Source organism: Clostridium sp. YIM B02551, from assembly GCF_022324735.1.
GTDB lineage: Bacteria > Bacillota > Clostridia > Clostridiales > Clostridiaceae > Clostridium_T > Clostridium_T paridis.
The window spans coordinates 98,892-116,538 of sequence record NZ_JAKGTF010000007.1 but is presented as its reverse complement, the minus strand read 5'-3'; the positions used below and the strand labels follow the sequence as shown (position 1 = coordinate 116,538).

Here is a 17,647-nt window from a genome sequence, read left to right as displayed (position 1 = left end):
CAATATGATAATACTAGCATTAATAAAAAGAATTATAATACAAACCATCAGAGATAAAAGAACCTTAGCACTTATGATGATTGCTCCTTTAATACTCTTAACCTTAGTAAACTTTTTATTTAATTCAAACAATAAATCCACACTGAATGTTGGAGTATATAATACTAGCGAGAGTTTTAATAAAGATCTAGAAGCAAATGATATAAACATAATAAAATATGATGATACTGCAAATATAAAAGATAAAATAACTTCTGATAGCTTAAAAGCCTTTATAAGCAAAGATGACGATAAGTTAAATATAACCTACGAAAATAGTACTCCCTCTGATAGCACACAAATTAAAGCTAAAGTTCAAGGCACTCTTGCAAAGGAACAACTAGAAACTTTATCCTCTAAGATATCCCAAGTAAGTGGTAAGGCAGCCATGCAACAAAAGTCTATTTCAATAGAAAGTAGTTACGTATATGGAGATGAAAATTTGTCTTTCTTTGACACACTTAGTCCTATATTAATAGGTTTCTTTGTATTCTTCTTTGTATTTTTAATATCTGGGATATCTTTATTAAAAGAAAGAACCTCAAAAACTTTAGAAAAGTTGTTATCAACGCCAATTAAAAGAAGTGATATAGTATTTGGCTATTTATTAGGCTATGGAATATTTGCAATAATTCAGACCGTTATAGTAGTACTCTTTTCTATATATGTACTAAACATAAGAATGGAAGGTAATATTTTTCTAGTACTGCTTACTAATATCATTATAGCCTTTGTTGCTTTATCTTTAGGAATATTGCTATCAACCTTCGCTAATTCAGAATTTCAGATGATGCAATTTATTCCTGTTGTGGTTATTCCTCAAATATTTTTCACAGGACTAATACCTATAGAAACCATGTCAAATTGGCTTCAATATTTTGCACACATTATGCCCTTATATTATGGAGCACAAGCCTTGCAGGGAATAATGGTTAAGGCATATACTTTTAGTGATTTACAATTTTATTTATCAATTTTACTTTTGTTTGCTGTGATATTCTCCATCCTAAACATTTTAGGTTTAAAGCGATATAGGAAGATTTAACTCTATGCTATTTATGGTAGTTCAGAAAAAGATTAGGGATAGGGGCTAACCATGCCCTTATCCCTAAAATAATATACTATTTTTCTCTTTCTAAATCTACAACAATCTCTTTTTTAGTCTTTTTATCTGTATCATCACAATTAATATATAACTTAAGATTATTTACATTATCAAACTTTGTTATACTATAGTTTGTACTCGCTATAGTGTACCCATCTTCATACCCTTCACTCAAGTCTCTGTCTATATGATAGACATGTCCTTTATCATCTTTAATATACGAAAAAGCTATATTTTCATCTATTCTTCCAGGCACCTTAAATTTAATATTCAATGATGTTGTACCAGCTTCTGCCTTAAGTATTTCAACATCATTTACCTTTTTACTTACATTATATCTAACAGTTTTTACATCCCAGAACTTATCATCAACTTTAACATTTAGCTTCCAATCACCAGCTATATTATTTACAACTTTATTATCTTTGAATACTACTATATTCTTTATTTCAAACTTTAATGCTGATGTTTTAGTAATCATGCCTTCTGGTGATATTAGTAAAGTTTTTGCACTATATTTATCCCCCTCTTTATTAAAGCTTCCTTCTTCTTGGCTGCTTCCTATAATGGTCGTATAGTCATTAGGTACTTCTTGATTATCACTCAATGAATTATCTATTACTTTTCCTTCTGCATTTTTTATTATCCCTTGAAAATATATCCTGTCTCCATCTTTAAGCATACTTTTATCCTTAAATTCAGCTGAAACTCCATATGCCAATTTACTGTTATCAATAACAAGATTATCTATAGAAATTTTTATGTTTTTGTATTCTACAACGCTTGAATTGTTTTGGACATAGTTATTATCTACAGCCCTTTCAATTCCTCTGTCATTGATATTGAAAATAGCTTTTACAGCTGCAACAACAGGTCTGCAGAAACTTAATCCTACTAGTATAGTAATTGTAGCTGCTGCAACCAATGGTCTTCTCCAAGATTTTTTTATTGTTCTTTCCTGCTTTATTTCTGTATCTTTCATTTCTCTTATTTCATTAAATGCTAACTCCATTTTATCTAAAACACTTCTAGGTACATTATCTTCATACAGCTTATTTAAATTATTTTTTATCCCAATATTACTATCCTTCATAGCATAACCCCCCTTTAGATTCTTCTAGTAAACTTTTAAGTCGACCCCTTCCCCTACTGAGCCAAGATTTAACTGTTCCCTCTGAAACTTTGAGCGTTACAGCTATATCCTTAACTGACATATCTTCTAAGTAAAATAACACCAACGTAACTCTATAATTTTCTGGTAGCCTACTTAACATATCCCTAGCATCAACATTATCATATCCCTCTTCATAAATGCCCTTATCCATTATCTTTAATGAACTATCTAGCAATACAGTCTTGTTTTTAGCACCAATTATATCTTTACATTTATTTATTAAAATTCTTATAATCCAAGTTTTAAAATACTTGGGTTCTTTAAGTTTGTTTAAAGATTTAAATGCTTGAAGAATAGTATCTTGTATAGCATCTCCTACTTCCTCATCATCCTTTAACATGGCTTTTGCTATCTTGTATAAATTACTATCAAGTTTTTTAATACAATTTATAAAAGCTTCTCTATCCCCATTTATGGCCTTTTCTATTTCACTTTCACTACTCATACTTCACCTCAAAATACTCCACGTGGATTGTTTCTTTCATATATTTGACGGTTATAGCTAATAAAAAGGTTGCACCGATATAAAAAAAATATCATCTTAAAAAAATTATATCTTTTTAAGATGATATTTTATATGCACTTTATCTATTTTAACTTATTATAATTTTCACTTTGCTTAACTTATATAGGGTTTTAAGTTCAACTATTAACTTATTCATGCCTGAAAATGTCCAGAAGCCGACATTTTCAAACAAGTATAAGTTAAGTTTCCTATAAGAAACCCTATATATACCAAATATCTTCCTTACTAGTAGAAATAGCAACAGCTCCTGACTTAAGGCTTTGTATAACATCTTCTTTATCCATTATAAGACCACCAGTTATAATAGGAACATTAGTTGTCTTACTAAACACCTTCGTAACCTTTGGCATTATTCCTGGTAATATTTCTATTGCATTAGGCCTTATAGCTTCAACCGAATGTACTCCAGTCTCTAAGGATAGATGATCTATTATAAAAAATCTTTGTATTACAAACATATTAAGACTCTTTGCTGCTTTTACCAAATTTGTTTTTGTGGTAATTATCCCATCTGGATTAATATTTTCGTTAATGTACTTTAAAGCTAATGTATCTTTTGACAGCCCATCTATTAAATCTACATGTACATATACAACTTTTCCTGAGTTTCTAACTCTATCCACAATTGACTTAACGTTAAATATATCTGACTTCAAAACAAATATAACTTCACAAGGAGATTTAATTGCTCTCTCTAGCTGCTCACTTGTTTTTATAGCTGCTATTATGGGGTTCTCCTGTAGTCTATTATAAAATTCATTTTTCATGCACTCTCCACCCGTCTTAAGTAATTGTAATACCATTCTATCATAAATACGACTAAAATATTACATAGTAATGAACCCCTATAGATTTCCATAGAAGTCCATTACTATATTTAACTTTTTATTTTTCCCAATCTCTAGATCTTCCAACGGCCTTATGCCACTTACTAACAATCTCTTCTCTATTTTGTGATTCCATATTAGGAACAAAAGTTTTTGGTGATTTTATATTTGTACATATATCATCCAAGTCTTTCCAGTATCCTACTGCAAGACCTGCTAGATACGCTGCTCCTAAAGCTGTAGTTTCTATAACCTCTGGTCTTTCAACTGGTGTATCTAAGATATCTGCTTGGAATTGCATTAAGAAATTATTCGCACATGCTCCTCCGTCTACCTTTAATGCTTGTAACTTTATTCCTGAATCTTGTTCCATAGCTTTTAAAACATCATGAGTTTGATATGCCATAGATTCAACTGCTGCTCTTACAAAATGTTCTTTCTTAGTTCCTCTTGTAAGACCAACTATTGTTCCTCTTGCATATGGATCCCAATATGGTGCTCCTAGTCCAACAAATGCTGGAACTAGATATACTCCATTTGTATCATCAACTTCAGTAGCATATTTCTCAGAGTCAGCTGCATTGTTTAACATTCTAAGTTCATCACGTAACCACTGAATAACAGCCCCTCCTATAAAAATACTTCCTTCAAGTGCATATTCAGGTTTTCCATTATAACATGCAGCCATAGTTGTAAGTAATCCATTCTTGGATTCTACAGGCTTATTTCCAGTATTCATTAGTAGGAAACATCCAGTTCCATACGTATTTTTAGCTGTACCTTCCTCACAACAAACTTGTCCAAATAACGCAGCTTGTTGATCTCCTGCATCCCCTGCTATTGGAATAGGTGAACCAAAGATAAGCTCATCAGTTTCTCCATAAACTTCACTTGAAGCTTTTACTTCTGGAAGCATTGATTTTGGAATACCTAATTCTTCTAGAAGTTCATCATCCCATTTTAATTCATGAATATTATACATCATTGTTCTTGATGCATTTGTGTAATCAGTAACGTGTACTCTTCCCTTAGTTAAGTTCCACATTAACCAAGTATCTATATTTCCAAAAAGTAATTCGCCTTTTTCAGCTTTTTCTCTAGCTCCAGGAACATTATCAAGTATCCATCTTACTTTTGTTCCTGAGAAATATGCGTCTAAAATTAGTCCTGTTTTTTCTTTTACTTTTTTATCAAAACCTTTAGCTTTTAACTCATCGCAATATTCAGCAGTTCTTCTACATTGCCATACAATTGCATTATATACAGGAATACCTGTCCTCTTATTCCATACTACTGTAGTTTCTCTTTGATTTGTTATTCCTATAGCTGCCACATCTGTTGCATCAAGACCAGCTTTTGCTAAAGCTTCTCCTGCAACTCCTATTTGAGTTCCCCAAATTTCCATAGCGTTATGCTCAACCCATCCGCCCTTTGGATAAATTTGTTCAAATTCTTTTTGTGAAACAGCAACCATTTCACCATGTTTATTAAAGATTATACATCTTGAACTTGTTGTACCTTGATCTAGAGCCATTATATACTTTTCTTTTTCCATTTTGCTTCTCCCCCTATATTTCCGAAATTTAAAGGTTTACATTTACTTAAAATATATTGTTATTTAAAAAACCATACTAAATACAAGTGCACCAAGTACTCCACCTATTATAGGTGCTACTACTGGTATCCATGCATATCCCCAATCAGAATCTCCCTTTCCTGCTATTGGAAGTATTGCATGTGCTATACGTGGTCCTAAGTCTCTTGCTGGATTTATAGCATATCCTGTTGGTGCTCCTAAAGAAAGACCTATTACTAAAATTAATAATCCTACTGCAAGTGTTCCAAGTCCGTCTGTCATTTTAACTTGTCCAAGTCCTAGTATACCAAATACTAATATAAAAGTTCCTATTATTTCTGTTATTACATTACCTACAGTATTTCTAATAGCTGGTGCTGTACAAAATACTCCAAGTTTTGTTGCTTTATCTTCTGTCTCTTTCCAATGTGGTAAGTATGCTAACCATACTAAAGTAGCTCCTGCCATAGCACCCAAGAATTGACAAGCTATATATCCTGGAACTAAAGACCAAGAAAACTTACCTATAACTGCTAATGCTATTGTAAGTGCTGGATTAAAATGTGCTCCACTTGTTGCTCCAAATATCCATGCTGGTATTGCTACTGCTGTAGCCCATGCTGCTGTTACGACCATCCACCCTGCATTTTGTGCCTTACTCTTATTAAGAGCTACGCCTGCTACAACTCCATCTCCTAATAAAATCAAGATCATTGTGCCTAAAAATTCTGATAAATAAACGGACATAATAAATCCTCCCTATATAAATTAATACTTAATATATTTTAAATATATGTTGTGTTACATATATTTAATATCAATAATGTTAATAAGAGTCTTGTCCTTTTCAGAAATCGTTTTCCAAGTGTTCGATGAAAAAAAATCCATCATTTATAAAAGGGATTTTGTCCCTTTTACAAATGATGGCTCTCATCTCTCCGCCAAATATTCACTCTAAATCTTTATGCTTAACTATATCTAATTATTACTCATAATATAATTGTATATCGACTAATTACCTTTTGCAATACCCTTTGTAGCTATTATATTTACTTTAGTTCCTGCTATATTTTTAACAATTATATCTCCTATATTTATAGGTGCTTCCACCTCTACGCCTTTAAGTTCTTCTATGCATTCCATAATTTTATCCTTAGGAATATCAGCATCAGTTTTTACAGAAACTGCACCTACTTCTCCATTTCTAACCTTCACTGAGGATGTTACAATTCTTGTAGGATTAGTACATTCCTTTTCTGCATAAACCTTTCCTCTCATGCAGGTGTTGCCTTTGACATCAACTACTTTATTATCTTCTAAGCTTACCTCAAGCATACAACCCATAGGACATCCTATACAAGTCAATTCTCTCTTTTCCTTCATTACTATTACTCCCCTTCCACCTTAACAGTTATCTTCTTACAGTTAGGATGTTTTTCAAATAAAGCTTTTGTAAGTTTAACTGTTTCCATTTCTCCTGGAGAAAGTATTCTTTTCTTTATATGCATTTCTCTTATATCATCAAAATAAACAGAAATATAGCTTTCTTTATAAACATCTCCCACTCTAAACCTTACATCTAAAACTTTTTCTACATTTTTAGGATTAATGAATTTTGGAACTGTATATCTTACACCACTTGTTGCAACTAATTCTATTCCCTTTTCATCAAAGGTTTGTCCGTTAATATATTTTGCAGCATTTTTTCCTGCATTTACACTCTCTTCTGTAACAAAATCAACTAAATCATGAACATGTAGTACATTACCACAAGCAAATATTCCCTCTACATTAGTTTGAAGGCTTTCATTTACTATTGGTCCTCCTGTAACTTTTGATAATTCTACATTCGCCTTTGTAGATAGCTCATTTTCAGGAACAAGCCCTACTGATAAAAGTAATGTATCACAAGGAATATATTCCTCTGTTCCTTTTATAGGCTTTCTATTTTCATCAACTTTTGCTATTGTAACCCCTTCAAGTCTATCCTTCCCTTTTATATCAGTTATAGTATGTGAAAGCTTTAATGGGATTCCAAAATCATCTAAGCATTGTACAATATTTCTTTTTAATCCACCCGAATATGGCATAAGCTCTATGACGGCCTTAACAGTTGCCCCCTCTAATGTCATTCTTCTTGCCATTATAAGCCCTATATCACCAGATCCAAGAATAACTACTTCTTTTCCTGGCATATATCCATCTATATTTACAAATTTCTGTGCAGTTCCTGCCGAATATATTCCGGCACATCTGCTGCCAGGTATATTAATAGCTCCTCTTGGCCTTTCGCGACAGCCCATGGCTAAAATAATTGCCTTAGCTTTAATCTCTAAAACACCATCATTCTCATTAACTGCTGTAATCTTCTTATCTTCGCTTATATCTATAACCATTGTGTTTAATTTGTATGGTATATTCATTTGATTAACCTTTTCAACGAATCTACCTGCATACTCTGGCCCTGTAAGTTCTTCTTTAAAGGTATGAAGTCCAAATCCATTGTGAATACATTGGTTTAATATACCTCCAATGCAGTTATCTCTCTCTATTATTAAAATGTCCTCGATACCTTCTTCTCTTGCACCTATTGCGGCTGCAAGACCAGCAGGTCCTCCACCAATTATTACTATATCATGCTCTATCATCTTTTAATCCTCCAAACCTAGATATATTGTTTTCAGTAAAGATATTAAATTTCCTTATTTTCACCTATTAAAAGTTTAGACTTTCCACCAAACTTAGTAATTTCATACTCAGGCACATTTAATTCTGTCGCTAGTATCCTAACTATCTTTGTTGAACAGAAGCCAGCTTGACATCTTCCCATTCCTGCCCTTGTCCTTCTCTTAACTGAATCTAAATCTCTTGCTCCAAGAGGTCTTCTTATTGCATTTAAAATTTCACCTTCTGTAACAGTTTCGCATCTACAAACAATTCGTCCATAAGTTGAATCCTTTGCTATAAGTTCATTTCTCTCCTTATTATTCATCTCTCTAAACTTAGGTACTCCATGTCTTATGGGATTAAATTTATCATTTCTTGCTGGCAATAACTTATTAACCACTATTTTTTCAACCATTTCTGCTATAGCTGGTGTACTTGAAAGTCCAGGTGATTCTACTCCAGCTACATTTATAAAGTTTTCAACATCCTTTGCTTCTCCTATTATAAAATCATCAGCTGCACTATGAGATCTAAGCCCTGAGAAAGATGTAATAACTTGTCTCATAGGAATTTCTTTGAAGGTTATTTTTGCTCTTTCTAAAATATCATCTAATCCTTCTTGTGTTGTATCCATATTAGTTTTATCATTTAAGTCTACTGCATTTGGTCCTATAAGCAAGTTACCATCAACAGTTGGTGTTACAAGTACTCCCTTCCCCATCTTGGTTGGTAATTGGAATAGCGTTCTAGTTGCCATTGAACCTGCTTCCTTATCAAATAAACAATATTCGCCTTTTCTCGCTATTATATCTATTTTATTACTACTTATCATATTATTTATATCATCAGAGAATAATCCAGCAGCATTTATTACTACTCTACCTTCAATATTCCCCTCGTTTGTCTCTAAAAGGAACTTATCTTCTACTTTTTTTATGTTTTCAACTTTAGTATTAAATTTAAACTCAACTCCATTTGTGTAAGCATTTTCTGCATATGCTATAGTCATCTCATAAGGGCAAACAATTCCACCTGTTGGTGCATATAGTGCCGCTACTACATCTTCTTTTAAATTAGGCTCTAATTCCAATAAGCGTTCTTTTCTTAATACTTGTAGATTAGGTACTCCATTATTTTCTCCTTGTTCTTTAAGTTCCTCTAATTTATGTATTTCATTTTCATCAAAACACAAAACTAGCGAACCATTTCTTTTAAATGGGAAATCTAATTCTTTTGACAACTTATCAAACATCGCATTCCCTTTTGCATTTAATTTCCCTTTAATAGTATTTGGCTTAGCATCAAAACCAGCATGAACTATTCCGCTATTTGCTTTAGATGTTCCTGTTGCAACATCTGAACTCTTTTCTAACACACAAGTTTTCAAATCGTATTTGGATAATTCCCTTGCAATGCTACTTCCAACAACTCCTGCTCCTACAATAATCACATCAAACATATTACCCCTCCATTCAAAACAAAAGGCCATGACCTCAAAAGATAAGGTATTTAAATACACATATCTTTTAAAATCATGGCTCTCTATACTCCGCCTTTTTTATTGCATTTTATGTTTTGATTATAGCACCATAAAATTTCATCGTCAACAACTTATTTAAACCTTTTCATTTCTTCATATATAAAAGAATGCCCAAAGTATTTTTCTGGCATTCTTCTATATATATTCTAATGTATAGCCTTCTTTTTGTACCTTTTTCCTGCAACTTCCACACTTCCTATAGTTATAAGCGCATCTTCATCAAAACCCAACACTATGGTCTTAACTTTTGCTATCTCTAGTCTGGATACAATAACATATACAACGCTTGTTTCTATTCCTTTATATGCTCCTTTTCCATCTAGCAAGGTTACACCTCTACCTAGTCTGTCCATTATTGCTTCAGCAATATCTTGATGCTTATCTGAAATAATAGTTACCGCCTTTGATTCATCAAATCCTTCTACTACTATATCAATTACTTTAAAAGCTATAAAATAAGCTATAAGAGAATACATGGCTTTATCAAATCCAAATAGGAATCCTGATGCTCCTAATATAAATAGATTGAAAAACATAACAATTTCTCCTATGGAGAAGCTTATTCTTTTGTCCAATATAATAGCTGCTATTTCTGTTCCATCTAAAGAACCACCGCTTCTTATTATGAGTCCAACACCTGAACCCATAATTACGCCTCCAAAGACAGTCCCTAATAAGACATCCTGAGTTATTCCTGGTACTGGATGAAGAACACTAACTCCTATAGACAAACAAATAACTGAAAATATGGTTGATAAGGTAAAGGTTTTTCCGATATGTTTATATCCTAAAATAAAGAATGGAATGTTTAATATAAAAGTGAATACTCCAAGAGGGAGTTTAGTTAAATGACTAACCATGATTGAGATTCCGACTACGCCACCATCTATTAAGTTATTTGGTAATAAGAATATCTCTAACCCAATTGAAACTAAGGCACAGCCTATCATCATAGAAATGAATTTTGTTATAAGATTTAATTTCTTGTTTTTAACCAATAATCCTCCTCCTAACTGATTTCTTTTTTCTCTATATTATAATAATATATTATTTTATCAATAACCGTCAAGCAAAACAGCTTTTTGTTGACAAAATTAAAGTTGGGAGCCTGTTTTTTTAACAAACTTCCAACTTTGATTTTTAACTATTTGCTAATGTTTCTGCTCTATCCCAGTCAACTACATTCCACCAATTATCAATGTATTCTGCTCTCTTATTTTGATATTTTAAATAATATGCATGTTCCCATACATCTATTGCTATTATTGGTTTAACTCCTAATGCTAGTGGAGTATCCTGATTGGCTGTAGATATAATTTTCAAGTTCCCTTGCTGATCCTTAACTAGCCAAGCCCAACCTGAACCAAATCTTTCTAATGCAGCCTTTTTAAATTGCTCCTTAAATTTATCAAAAGAACCATAGGTTTTATCAATTTTATTCTTTAACTCACCCTTGGCTTCTCCCCCTTTGTTAGGAGCCATGACCTGCCAAAAAAAGCTGTGATTAAAATGTCCTCCCCCGTTATTTCTTATGGCTTCTCTTACCTCTTGAGGAATCTTTTCTATATTTGAAAGTAGCTCTTTTAATGTTTTTGCTTGAAGTTCAGGGTATTTTTCTAAAGCTTTATTTAGATTATCTACATATGCTTTATGATGTTTATCATGGTGAAGCATCATTGTCGCTTCATCTATATAAGGTTCTAACGCATTATATTTATACTTTAGTGCTGGCACTTCATACGGGTACTTTAAGTTATATAATTCTGATAAGAGTTCATAGGACATATCTTCTTTAAAGGCTTCAGTTGCACTAACATTTATAGTTGAACTCATAATTAAAATAAATCCTAAAAAAATTAATACTAATTTTTTCATAAAAAAACCTCCTTTTATAGAAAATATTATCTTCTATAAAAGGAGGTTTTATTAATGTAATGTTTGCCAATAACTTATTAACCTCTATATATAAAATTCTTTAAAGTTATCCACATTTTTATATTTTCCCCCATGATATTGTGTGTATTATCAACATTATGCACAATATGTTGTTGATAACTTTTTTCAATTATATTCTCCATTTTTTGCGCAAAAAAAACTCAGCTTTCGCTGAGTTTTATTTTTAGAAATAAATAAACCGTGCACCTGGCATCGATAGTAGCTTATAGGCGTTACCTAAGCAGTAAGCTCAGACCAGATTGATCCACGGCACATGCAAGACACCGCTTATCGCTGCTTCCTTCCGGACCTGACGAGATTCACGGGCTTACATTGCGTGGGACCCAGCCCTCAACACCACTTACTTAGGGCAGACCCTACAGGCTAAAACCTAAACCAGGACTTCGACCCTGCTATAGCGGATTGCAGGTTACAGGGCACCGCTGACTCCCCATCTAGCACGGCGTTGGCGGAGAGAGGGGGATTCGAACCCCCGGTAGAGTTTCCCCTACACCCGCTTTCCAGGCGAGCTCCTTCGACCACTCAGACATCTCTCCATACAATGTATGCCACACTTTATATAAGCTTGTATTTAAACCTTCAACAGTTACTCACTTACTAAAGTGTCACGAACTTTATTATATATGTTTAATGATACTTAGTCAATACGGAAAATCAATCCTTAATTATTAAAAAATTCTTTTAAAAAATGTAGCTCGCTTAATGGAGCTACACTTTTTTTCATATGTATTATTTATTTGCTATGATTTCTTAAATCTTCAGCTAAAGATGTTGCTTCTTGTAAGCTTGCAGCTACCTCTTCAATTGCTGCTGTTTGTTGTTCTGTTGTTTCTAACGTTTCATTAGAAGTCTCAATTGTCTTAGCTACAGATTGTTGTATAAGTCCTGTTAGCTGTATTACTTTTGTTGCAGTTTCTTTTGTGTTATTTGATAGTGCTCTTATTTCACTAGCAACAACACCAAACCCTCTACCTACTTCCCCTGCTCTTGCAGCCTCTATAGCTGCATTTAAGCCAAGCATTCTTGTTTGATCAGCTATGCTTTTTATTGAATCTAATATAGAGTTTATTTCTACAGATATCTTTTGAATATTTTCTATTTCTTCATTTAAGTTATGTTGATTATTGCTGACATTAACCGCTGAAGCACTAAGTTCTTCCATACTAGCTGATATTTGGCCAAAATTATCTGCCAAAACTTCAGACATATTGTTTAATTTTAGTTGTTCATAACCAGAATTAGAAAGTGCATTTGCAACAATAAATAACACCTCTGCAGCTGCTTTTACATTTTTTTCATTTGTTCTATAAACATTTCTAGCAGCATCTGCATAATCTTCTTCATCCACTCCTATTTCACTTGCTGTTTTCTTAAATTTTAATTCTTGGGGATCTTCTGTTAATACTTGTCCTCCAAGAATTGTTCCTATAAGATGTCCCTCCACTAATATTGGAGCAGCAAAATCTATTAACCCTGCATGACATGTATATATGTATGGTCTTCCTAGTTTTACAGCTTCTTGACCACCTTTTTTATGGGATTCAGCACATCTTCCTTCTCCAGTCTTTGTAGATTGAGTTAACCCCTTACAAAATCTTGTATAAGAACTTGGATTAGTTACTGGTGTACCATCCTTATCAACTGTTACGCTTGCAATGTTCATTCCAATAGCAAAATTATCTTGGAAGGTTTGAAGCAGCTTAATATCAATTAAGTCTTTTATTTCAAGAACTTCTAGGTCTAATTCTCCATTTTGTAGCTTTTTTATCATAATAACTCCTCCATTATTTAAGTACTTTAATATAGTCTTAATAACAACACATACTCTATTAATCGGAGTTATTTACTTGCCCTTTATATATGTTTTCCTGTCAACACTTTATTATTATTTTTCTGTTTGAATGTTATTCATTTCATAGGTAAAATACTCTCTTTATTTAAGTTTCCAACATATAAAACAAAGGAGGGCTACCCCTCCTTTAAAATGCATTCTTCTTATCTCTATATGTTACTATTGCAATATATATAATTCCGCCAATTATTCCAATTAAACTCACTACTTGAGCTATTCTTAAACCCATAAAATAAAGGCTATCAGTTCTCATTCCTTCAATGAAGAATCTACCGATTGAGTATAAAATCACATATGCAAAAAATAACCTTCCTTTTAGGTCCCTATTATAATTTCTGTATATCCATACTAGTATTATACATACAAGGATGTTCCAAATAGATTCATATAAAAATGTAGGCTGATAATAACTTCCATCTATGAGCATACCTTTTTGTATAAATGCAGGAAACTTACTTATAAACTCTTTAGAAACTATGTCTCCGTGTGCCTCTCCATTAAAGAAATTTCCCCATCTTCCAAAACCTTGTGCTAGGATTATCGATGGTGCTACTAAATCTGCATATTCTATCATACGTATTTTTTTCCATCTAGTATATATGAATGCTCCTAGCATTGCTCCTAGTATTCCGCCATGAATAGCTAGCCCGCCCTGTCTAATATTAATTATCTCATTTGTATGCTGACTATAATAATTCCATTCAAATAGAACATAATATCCTCTGGCACCAATTATCGCAAGGGGAAATGCTACTATAAAAATATCAATTAACTTTTCAAAATCTACCTTTCTTTTTGGAGCATTGTAGTACGCTAATATAAATGCTGCTATTATTCCTAATGATATAAATATTCCATACCATCTAAACTCTATTCCAAACAATTCAAATGCTATTGGGTTCATTTTTTGTCCTCCCTTAAGTTAATAAAGGCCTCTATTTACATTACCCATAAGCTTCAAAAAAATCTATGGGATAATTCAAAACCTTATTCTTATATTATCACAAACCCAACACTATTTTAACATAAAAATTTTTATTCACTCCTCGTTAACATTTTTATAACTATTGACCTTAATAATAGGGATTTTAATCATTTTATTTTTATAATTGAAGCTTCCCATTTCAATCTTTCCTGACACTTCCACCCACTGTCCTTTTTCAGGAAGCTTTTTCTCCTTAATATTACATATAATTGCAACATTTTGCGAATCTGCGATACAGCAACTTATTACATTTCTCCCTATATAAAAAGTATTTTCATCTCCTTGTACTTGATAAACTACACCACTTATTATTGCTTCTCTTCCCACATACTTTTGAGGATCTTCTTGAAGCTGCTCAATATAAGAATATAAATTTTCTTTTGTAAGACTTATTCTTCCTTCATTTGGTATAGTTTCTTCTCCGTTATGACTATGTTCAAAGGAGGTATTATTTATAACTACTGTTACTCCTTTAAATTGTAATGTATCAATTTCTTTAATGCTCTTTGAATTAATCATTAATATAAAAGCTACTACAAAAATTAAATATCCTTTTCTTAGTTTTTCTCTAGTTGGGATTGTGAATATTTTAAAAAACTGAAACACCGCTACAATTGCCAGTATAACTATTGCGCTCCATATATAATATTCTGTTTTACTACTAACATATTCAAATATTCTTCTTGTAGAAATTAAATAATACAAATATATATCTATAAATACTAAAATTAAAAACCAAATAAATTCATTTATATTAAATCGCTTCACTTTAATCCCTCCTATATCAAACAAGCTACTAAAAAGGTAAGTGAAAATACAACAAACATCATTTTAAGCACAAAGCTTTTTTTGTACACAGAAAATAGCATAAGATTATTTTTTAAATCCAACATTGGTCCTAATATTAAGAAAGCCATAACTGCCCCTAGTGAAAATTGCCCTAAGAAACTTCTAGCCACAAATGCGTCAGCTTCGGAACATATTGACAATAAGTATGCTAATGCCATCATTATAATGATACCTAATGCTTTATTTACAGATAATATATCTAAAACCTCTCTTGGTAAAAGAACTTGAAATAGTGATGCTAAAATAGATCCTATTATTAGAAATTTACCAATTGTATAGAATTCCTGAGAGATATGATATATAAGCATCTTTAAACTTTTGTCTTTTTTTAAGTCTTCACATCCGCAATCACAAATTATCTCATTATCATTGCTACTAAGAATAGTTTGTCCATCACTCAAGGCTTCCATTAGAAATCCTATTGCTATAGATAAAACAAAACCAATTATAACTCTTAACAATAAAATCTTTATGTTTTCTCCAAAGGCCTCATAGGTTGAAAGCATAACAATTGGATTTATTATCGGTGCTGCCATCATAAATGTTATTGCAATATTTATTGGTACTCCTTTTTTAACGAGTCCTCTAGTAACTGGAACTGTCGCACATTCACATAAGGGAAAGAACAGCCCTAAAAGTGCTGCTCCAATTGCCCCTGCTACCTTATTTTTAGGCAAGACTTTTTTAATAATGTCCTCAGTTAAAAATGTGGTTATTACTCCAGCTACCAAAGAACCTAATAAAACAAAGGGTAGCGCCTCAATAAAAATGCTTATGAAAACCCCAGAAAAGCTATTTAATAAGACTTGAAGCTCCCTCATTTTTTTACCCCCTGTTTATAAAATCTATTATTTTTTTATATAGCCCTTTATTTATCACCCTACTTGAACTAATAATTCTATAGAAATCTTTACTTGATGAACTTTGCTCAATATACGCCTCTTTATTAAGCTGCCCTAACAAAACCTTAAGCTCCCTATTCTTTTCATAGGAGATATCTTCACAGTTATTTATAATTATCATATTTGCCATATGAATTAATGGAAGCATTATGACTCCCATACTTCTTATAAAAATATCAACAGTTTTTCCATCTAAAATTGCAAAAACTGCTCCTAGTCTTCCTCTAGATTTATGAATTTCCCTAATTATATAATCTACTGATTGCACCCCATTAGCCTCAATGATTATCCTATTAGGATTATTAAAATTAATTATTCTATTTAATGCTCTCTCAGTTATTTCATCATTATTCTTAAATTGCTTTATAACAATTTTGTCTTCACTTAAAAATTCCTCATTGATTTTTGAATTGCCTTTTTCACACTGTATTATCACTAAAATTTCTTCATTAGATCTAGTGACTTCAAGATAGCTATTTATAAAAGATGTTTTACCCCATGATAAAAAGCCTCCTACAATTTCAACGGAACAAATCTTTTTCATTTTATTCCTCACTACTAAAAAGCTTTTGAAGCTTATCTACCCTTAAGTCTTTCCCAATTACACATATCCTTCCATTATAGTCTGGTGAAATGTTTCTTACTTCAACCTCACCAGGAACATAGTCAAAAGCAATCCACTTATTTTCAGAAGACCGAACTATTCCTTTAGCTCTTAATACATATCCATATTCCCCTAAGCCTAATTTTTTCAGTATCCCTTTTAAGTTTTCTTTATCAAATATCTCTGGAGTCTCCTGTCCCCAAGTTTCAAATACGTCTTTAGCAACCAATCCTTCACTTCTTATTTGAGCCCTTGCATATGCATTATTTAAAGGTTTCTTAATAAATTGAATTTCCTTTAAGCTTGACTCTCTTCTATCCTCTAAAACCTCGAGTATATTTTCTCCACTTAGTTTATCCCAAGGTGTTATTATAACTGAGCATCCAGGATTCACCTTCTTTATACCTTTAAGTACCTGCAAAATGTGCTTATTATCTACATCCTGTGTTCTACTCAATACAACAGTTTTTGCGTTTCTTATTTGATCAATATAGAACTCTCCGAAATTTGTCATATATACTTCAAATTGTTTGACATCTATCACCGTAATTATCGAGTTAATTTTTCCTCTATCTCTATGCTTTTTTAATGTAGCAATTATTTGAGAAAGTTTTGCCACTCCTGAAGGCTCTATTATTATTCTCATAGGATTATATTTATCTACAATTTCTTCAATTGCACTCTCAAAACTTCCAGAAATGCTGCAACATATACATCCTGAAGTTATTTCTTTTACTTGAATAGATTCTTCTCTTAAAATATCCCCATCTATCCCTATTTCACCATATTCATTTTCTATAATAGCTACTTTTTCATTAAATAATGCTTCTTTTATAAGTTTCTTAATAAGGGTTGTTTTCCCTGCACCTAAAAAACCAGAAATAATGTCAATCTTTATTGGTCTCACCCCTTAGAATTAATTTATATAATCTAACCTGCAATTTACCTTAATATGTATATGTATATACTTTTTTATTTATTACTTTATTGTTTGAATTGCTTAAAAATCATTGATTTATAGTATAATTGCAGTTTAAATTCATAT

Annotated in this window: 17 protein-coding genes, 1 tRNA gene and 1 other RNA gene; 1 reads left to right on the top strand and 18 read right to left on the bottom strand. The window is 32.0% G+C overall.

Features of this window, described 5'->3' with window-relative positions:
• Positions 1-4: 4 nt before the first annotated feature.
• On the top strand, positions 5-1,084 hold the full coding sequence (locus L1S47_RS09995) for an ABC transporter permease (protein WP_238883437.1): 1,080 nt from the start codon (positions 5-7) through the stop codon (positions 1,082-1,084).
• A 76-nt stretch (positions 1,085-1,160) separates the two neighbouring features.
• On the opposite strand, the gene L1S47_RS09990 is transcribed toward L1S47_RS09995, so the two are convergent.
• The 18 genes from L1S47_RS09990 to L1S47_RS20750 all read right to left on the bottom strand — a co-directional run bounded on the left by L1S47_RS09990 (position 1,161) and on the right by L1S47_RS20750 (position 17,509).
• Positions 1,161-2,237: a DUF4179 domain-containing protein gene (locus L1S47_RS09990; protein ID WP_238883436.1), complete on the bottom strand. Its 1,077-nt coding sequence runs from the start codon at positions 2,235-2,237 to the stop codon at positions 1,161-1,163.
• Positions 2,227-2,763: a sigma-70 family RNA polymerase sigma factor gene (locus L1S47_RS09985; RefSeq protein ID WP_238883435.1), complete on the bottom strand. Its 537-nt coding sequence runs from the start codon at positions 2,761-2,763 to the stop codon at positions 2,227-2,229. The genes L1S47_RS09990 and L1S47_RS09985 overlap by 11 nt, the downstream gene beginning before the upstream one ends.
• Positions 2,764-3,044: 281 nt before the next feature.
• Positions 3,045-3,611, bottom strand: a complete 567-nt coding sequence (locus L1S47_RS09980; RefSeq protein ID WP_238883434.1) for a glycerol-3-phosphate responsive antiterminator — start codon at positions 3,609-3,611, stop codon at positions 3,045-3,047.
• 118 nt (positions 3,612-3,729) lie between these two features.
• Positions 3,730-5,226, bottom strand: coding sequence for a glycerol kinase GlpK (gene glpK / locus L1S47_RS09975; protein ID WP_238883433.1), 1,497 nt, complete (start codon positions 5,224-5,226; stop codon positions 3,730-3,732).
• A gap of 63 nt (positions 5,227-5,289) precedes the next feature.
• A complete protein-coding gene (locus L1S47_RS09970) occupies positions 5,290-5,994 on the bottom strand; it encodes an MIP/aquaporin family protein (RefSeq protein ID WP_238883432.1) in 705 nt (234 codons plus the stop codon).
• A 264-nt stretch (positions 5,995-6,258) separates the two neighbouring features.
• Positions 6,259-6,630 carry a DUF1667 domain-containing protein gene (locus L1S47_RS09965; protein ID WP_238883431.1) on the bottom strand — a complete coding sequence of 124 codons (372 nt, stop codon included), beginning with the start codon at positions 6,628-6,630 and terminating at the stop codon, positions 6,259-6,261.
• A gap of 5 nt (positions 6,631-6,635) precedes the next feature.
• Entirely contained in the window at positions 6,636-7,895 is a 1,260-nt protein-coding gene (locus L1S47_RS09960; protein ID WP_238883430.1) for an NAD(P)/FAD-dependent oxidoreductase, read from the bottom strand.
• A gap of 44 nt (positions 7,896-7,939) precedes the next feature.
• On the bottom strand, positions 7,940-9,373 hold the full coding sequence (locus L1S47_RS09955) for an NAD(P)/FAD-dependent oxidoreductase (RefSeq protein ID WP_238883429.1): 1,434 nt from the start codon (positions 9,371-9,373) through the stop codon (positions 7,940-7,942).
• A gap of 227 nt (positions 9,374-9,600) precedes the next feature.
• Complete coding sequence (locus L1S47_RS09950; protein WP_238883526.1) at positions 9,601-10,407, bottom strand: YitT family protein; 807 nt, start codon at positions 10,405-10,407, stop codon at positions 9,601-9,603.
• 187 nt (positions 10,408-10,594) lie between these two features.
• Complete coding sequence (locus L1S47_RS09945; RefSeq protein ID WP_202769263.1) at positions 10,595-11,239, bottom strand: superoxide dismutase; 645 nt, start codon at positions 11,237-11,239, stop codon at positions 10,595-10,597.
• Positions 11,240-11,588: 349 nt separating this feature from the next.
• Positions 11,589-11,853: signal recognition particle sRNA large type (gene ffs / locus L1S47_RS09940), an RNA gene on the bottom strand.
• A 3-nt stretch (positions 11,854-11,856) separates the two neighbouring features.
• Positions 11,857-11,946: transfer RNA gene (locus L1S47_RS09935), tRNA-Ser, on the bottom strand.
• 197 nt (positions 11,947-12,143) lie between these two features.
• Positions 12,144-13,181 carry a PocR ligand-binding domain-containing protein gene (locus tag L1S47_RS09930; RefSeq protein ID WP_238883428.1) on the bottom strand — a complete coding sequence of 346 codons (1,038 nt, stop codon included), beginning with the start codon at positions 13,179-13,181 and terminating at the stop codon, positions 12,144-12,146.
• A 208-nt stretch (positions 13,182-13,389) separates the two neighbouring features.
• Positions 13,390-14,166: a prolipoprotein diacylglyceryl transferase gene (lgt, locus tag L1S47_RS09925; protein WP_238883427.1), complete on the bottom strand. Its 777-nt coding sequence runs from the start codon at positions 14,164-14,166 to the stop codon at positions 13,390-13,392.
• Positions 14,167-14,301: 135 nt separating this feature from the next.
• Positions 14,302-15,015 carry a TIGR03943 family protein gene (locus tag L1S47_RS09920; RefSeq protein WP_238883426.1) on the bottom strand — a complete coding sequence of 238 codons (714 nt, stop codon included), beginning with the start codon at positions 15,013-15,015 and terminating at the stop codon, positions 14,302-14,304.
• Positions 15,016-15,026: 11 nt separating this feature from the next.
• Positions 15,027-15,917, bottom strand: coding sequence for a permease (locus tag L1S47_RS09915; RefSeq protein WP_238883425.1), 891 nt, complete (start codon positions 15,915-15,917; stop codon positions 15,027-15,029).
• A gap of 4 nt (positions 15,918-15,921) precedes the next feature.
• Positions 15,922-16,542: a CobW-like GTP-binding protein gene (locus L1S47_RS09910; protein ID WP_238883424.1), complete on the bottom strand. Its 621-nt coding sequence runs from the start codon at positions 16,540-16,542 to the stop codon at positions 15,922-15,924.
• A gap of 1 nt (position 16,543) precedes the next feature.
• Positions 16,544-17,509 carry a CobW family GTP-binding protein gene (locus tag L1S47_RS20750; protein WP_238883423.1) on the bottom strand — a complete coding sequence of 322 codons (966 nt, stop codon included), beginning with the start codon at positions 17,507-17,509 and terminating at the stop codon, positions 16,544-16,546.
• Positions 17,510-17,647 lie beyond the last annotated feature (138 nt).

What these genes read in the sequence shown, in the direction of transcription:
- L1S47_RS09995 (WP_238883437.1), top strand. Translation starts at nt 5, where the DNA reads ATGATAATACTAGCATTAATAAAAAGAATTATAATACAAACCATCAGA.
- L1S47_RS09990 (WP_238883436.1), bottom strand. Translation starts at nt 2,237, where the DNA reads ATGAAGGATAGTAATATTGGGATAAAAAATAATTTAAATAAGCTGTAT.
- L1S47_RS09985 (WP_238883435.1), bottom strand. Translation starts at nt 2,763, where the DNA reads ATGAGTAGTGAAAGTGAAATAGAAAAGGCCATAAATGGGGATAGAGAA.
- L1S47_RS09980 (WP_238883434.1), bottom strand. Translation starts at nt 3,611, where the DNA reads ATGAAAAATGAATTTTATAATAGACTACAGGAGAACCCCATAATAGCA.
- glpK (WP_238883433.1), bottom strand. Translation starts at nt 5,226, where the DNA reads ATGGAAAAAGAAAAGTATATAATGGCTCTAGATCAAGGTACAACAAGT.
- L1S47_RS09970 (WP_238883432.1), bottom strand. Translation starts at nt 5,994, where the DNA reads ATGTCCGTTTATTTATCAGAATTTTTAGGCACAATGATCTTGATTTTA.
- L1S47_RS09965 (WP_238883431.1), bottom strand. Translation starts at nt 6,630, where the DNA reads ATGAAGGAAAAGAGAGAATTGACTTGTATAGGATGTCCTATGGGTTGT.
- L1S47_RS09960 (WP_238883430.1), bottom strand. Translation starts at nt 7,895, where the DNA reads ATGATAGAGCATGATATAGTAATAATTGGTGGAGGACCTGCTGGTCTT.
- L1S47_RS09955 (WP_238883429.1), bottom strand. Translation starts at nt 9,373, where the DNA reads ATGTTTGATGTGATTATTGTAGGAGCAGGAGTTGTTGGAAGTAGCATT.
- L1S47_RS09950 (WP_238883526.1), bottom strand. Translation starts at nt 10,407, where the DNA reads ATGATGATAGGCTGTGCCTTAGTTTCAATTGGGTTAGAGATATTCTTA.
- L1S47_RS09945 (WP_202769263.1), bottom strand. Translation starts at nt 11,239, where the DNA reads ATGTCCTATGAACTCTTATCAGAATTATATAACTTAAAGTACCCGTAT.
- L1S47_RS09930 (WP_238883428.1), bottom strand. Translation starts at nt 13,181, where the DNA reads ATGATAAAAAAGCTACAAAATGGAGAATTAGACCTAGAAGTTCTTGAA.
- lgt (WP_238883427.1), bottom strand. Translation starts at nt 14,166, where the DNA reads ATGAACCCAATAGCATTTGAATTGTTTGGAATAGAGTTTAGATGGTAT.
- L1S47_RS09915 (WP_238883425.1), bottom strand. Translation starts at nt 15,917, where the DNA reads ATGAGGGAGCTTCAAGTCTTATTAAATAGCTTTTCTGGGGTTTTCATA.
- L1S47_RS09910 (WP_238883424.1), bottom strand. Translation starts at nt 16,542, where the DNA reads ATGAAAAAGATTTGTTCCGTTGAAATTGTAGGAGGCTTTTTATCATGG.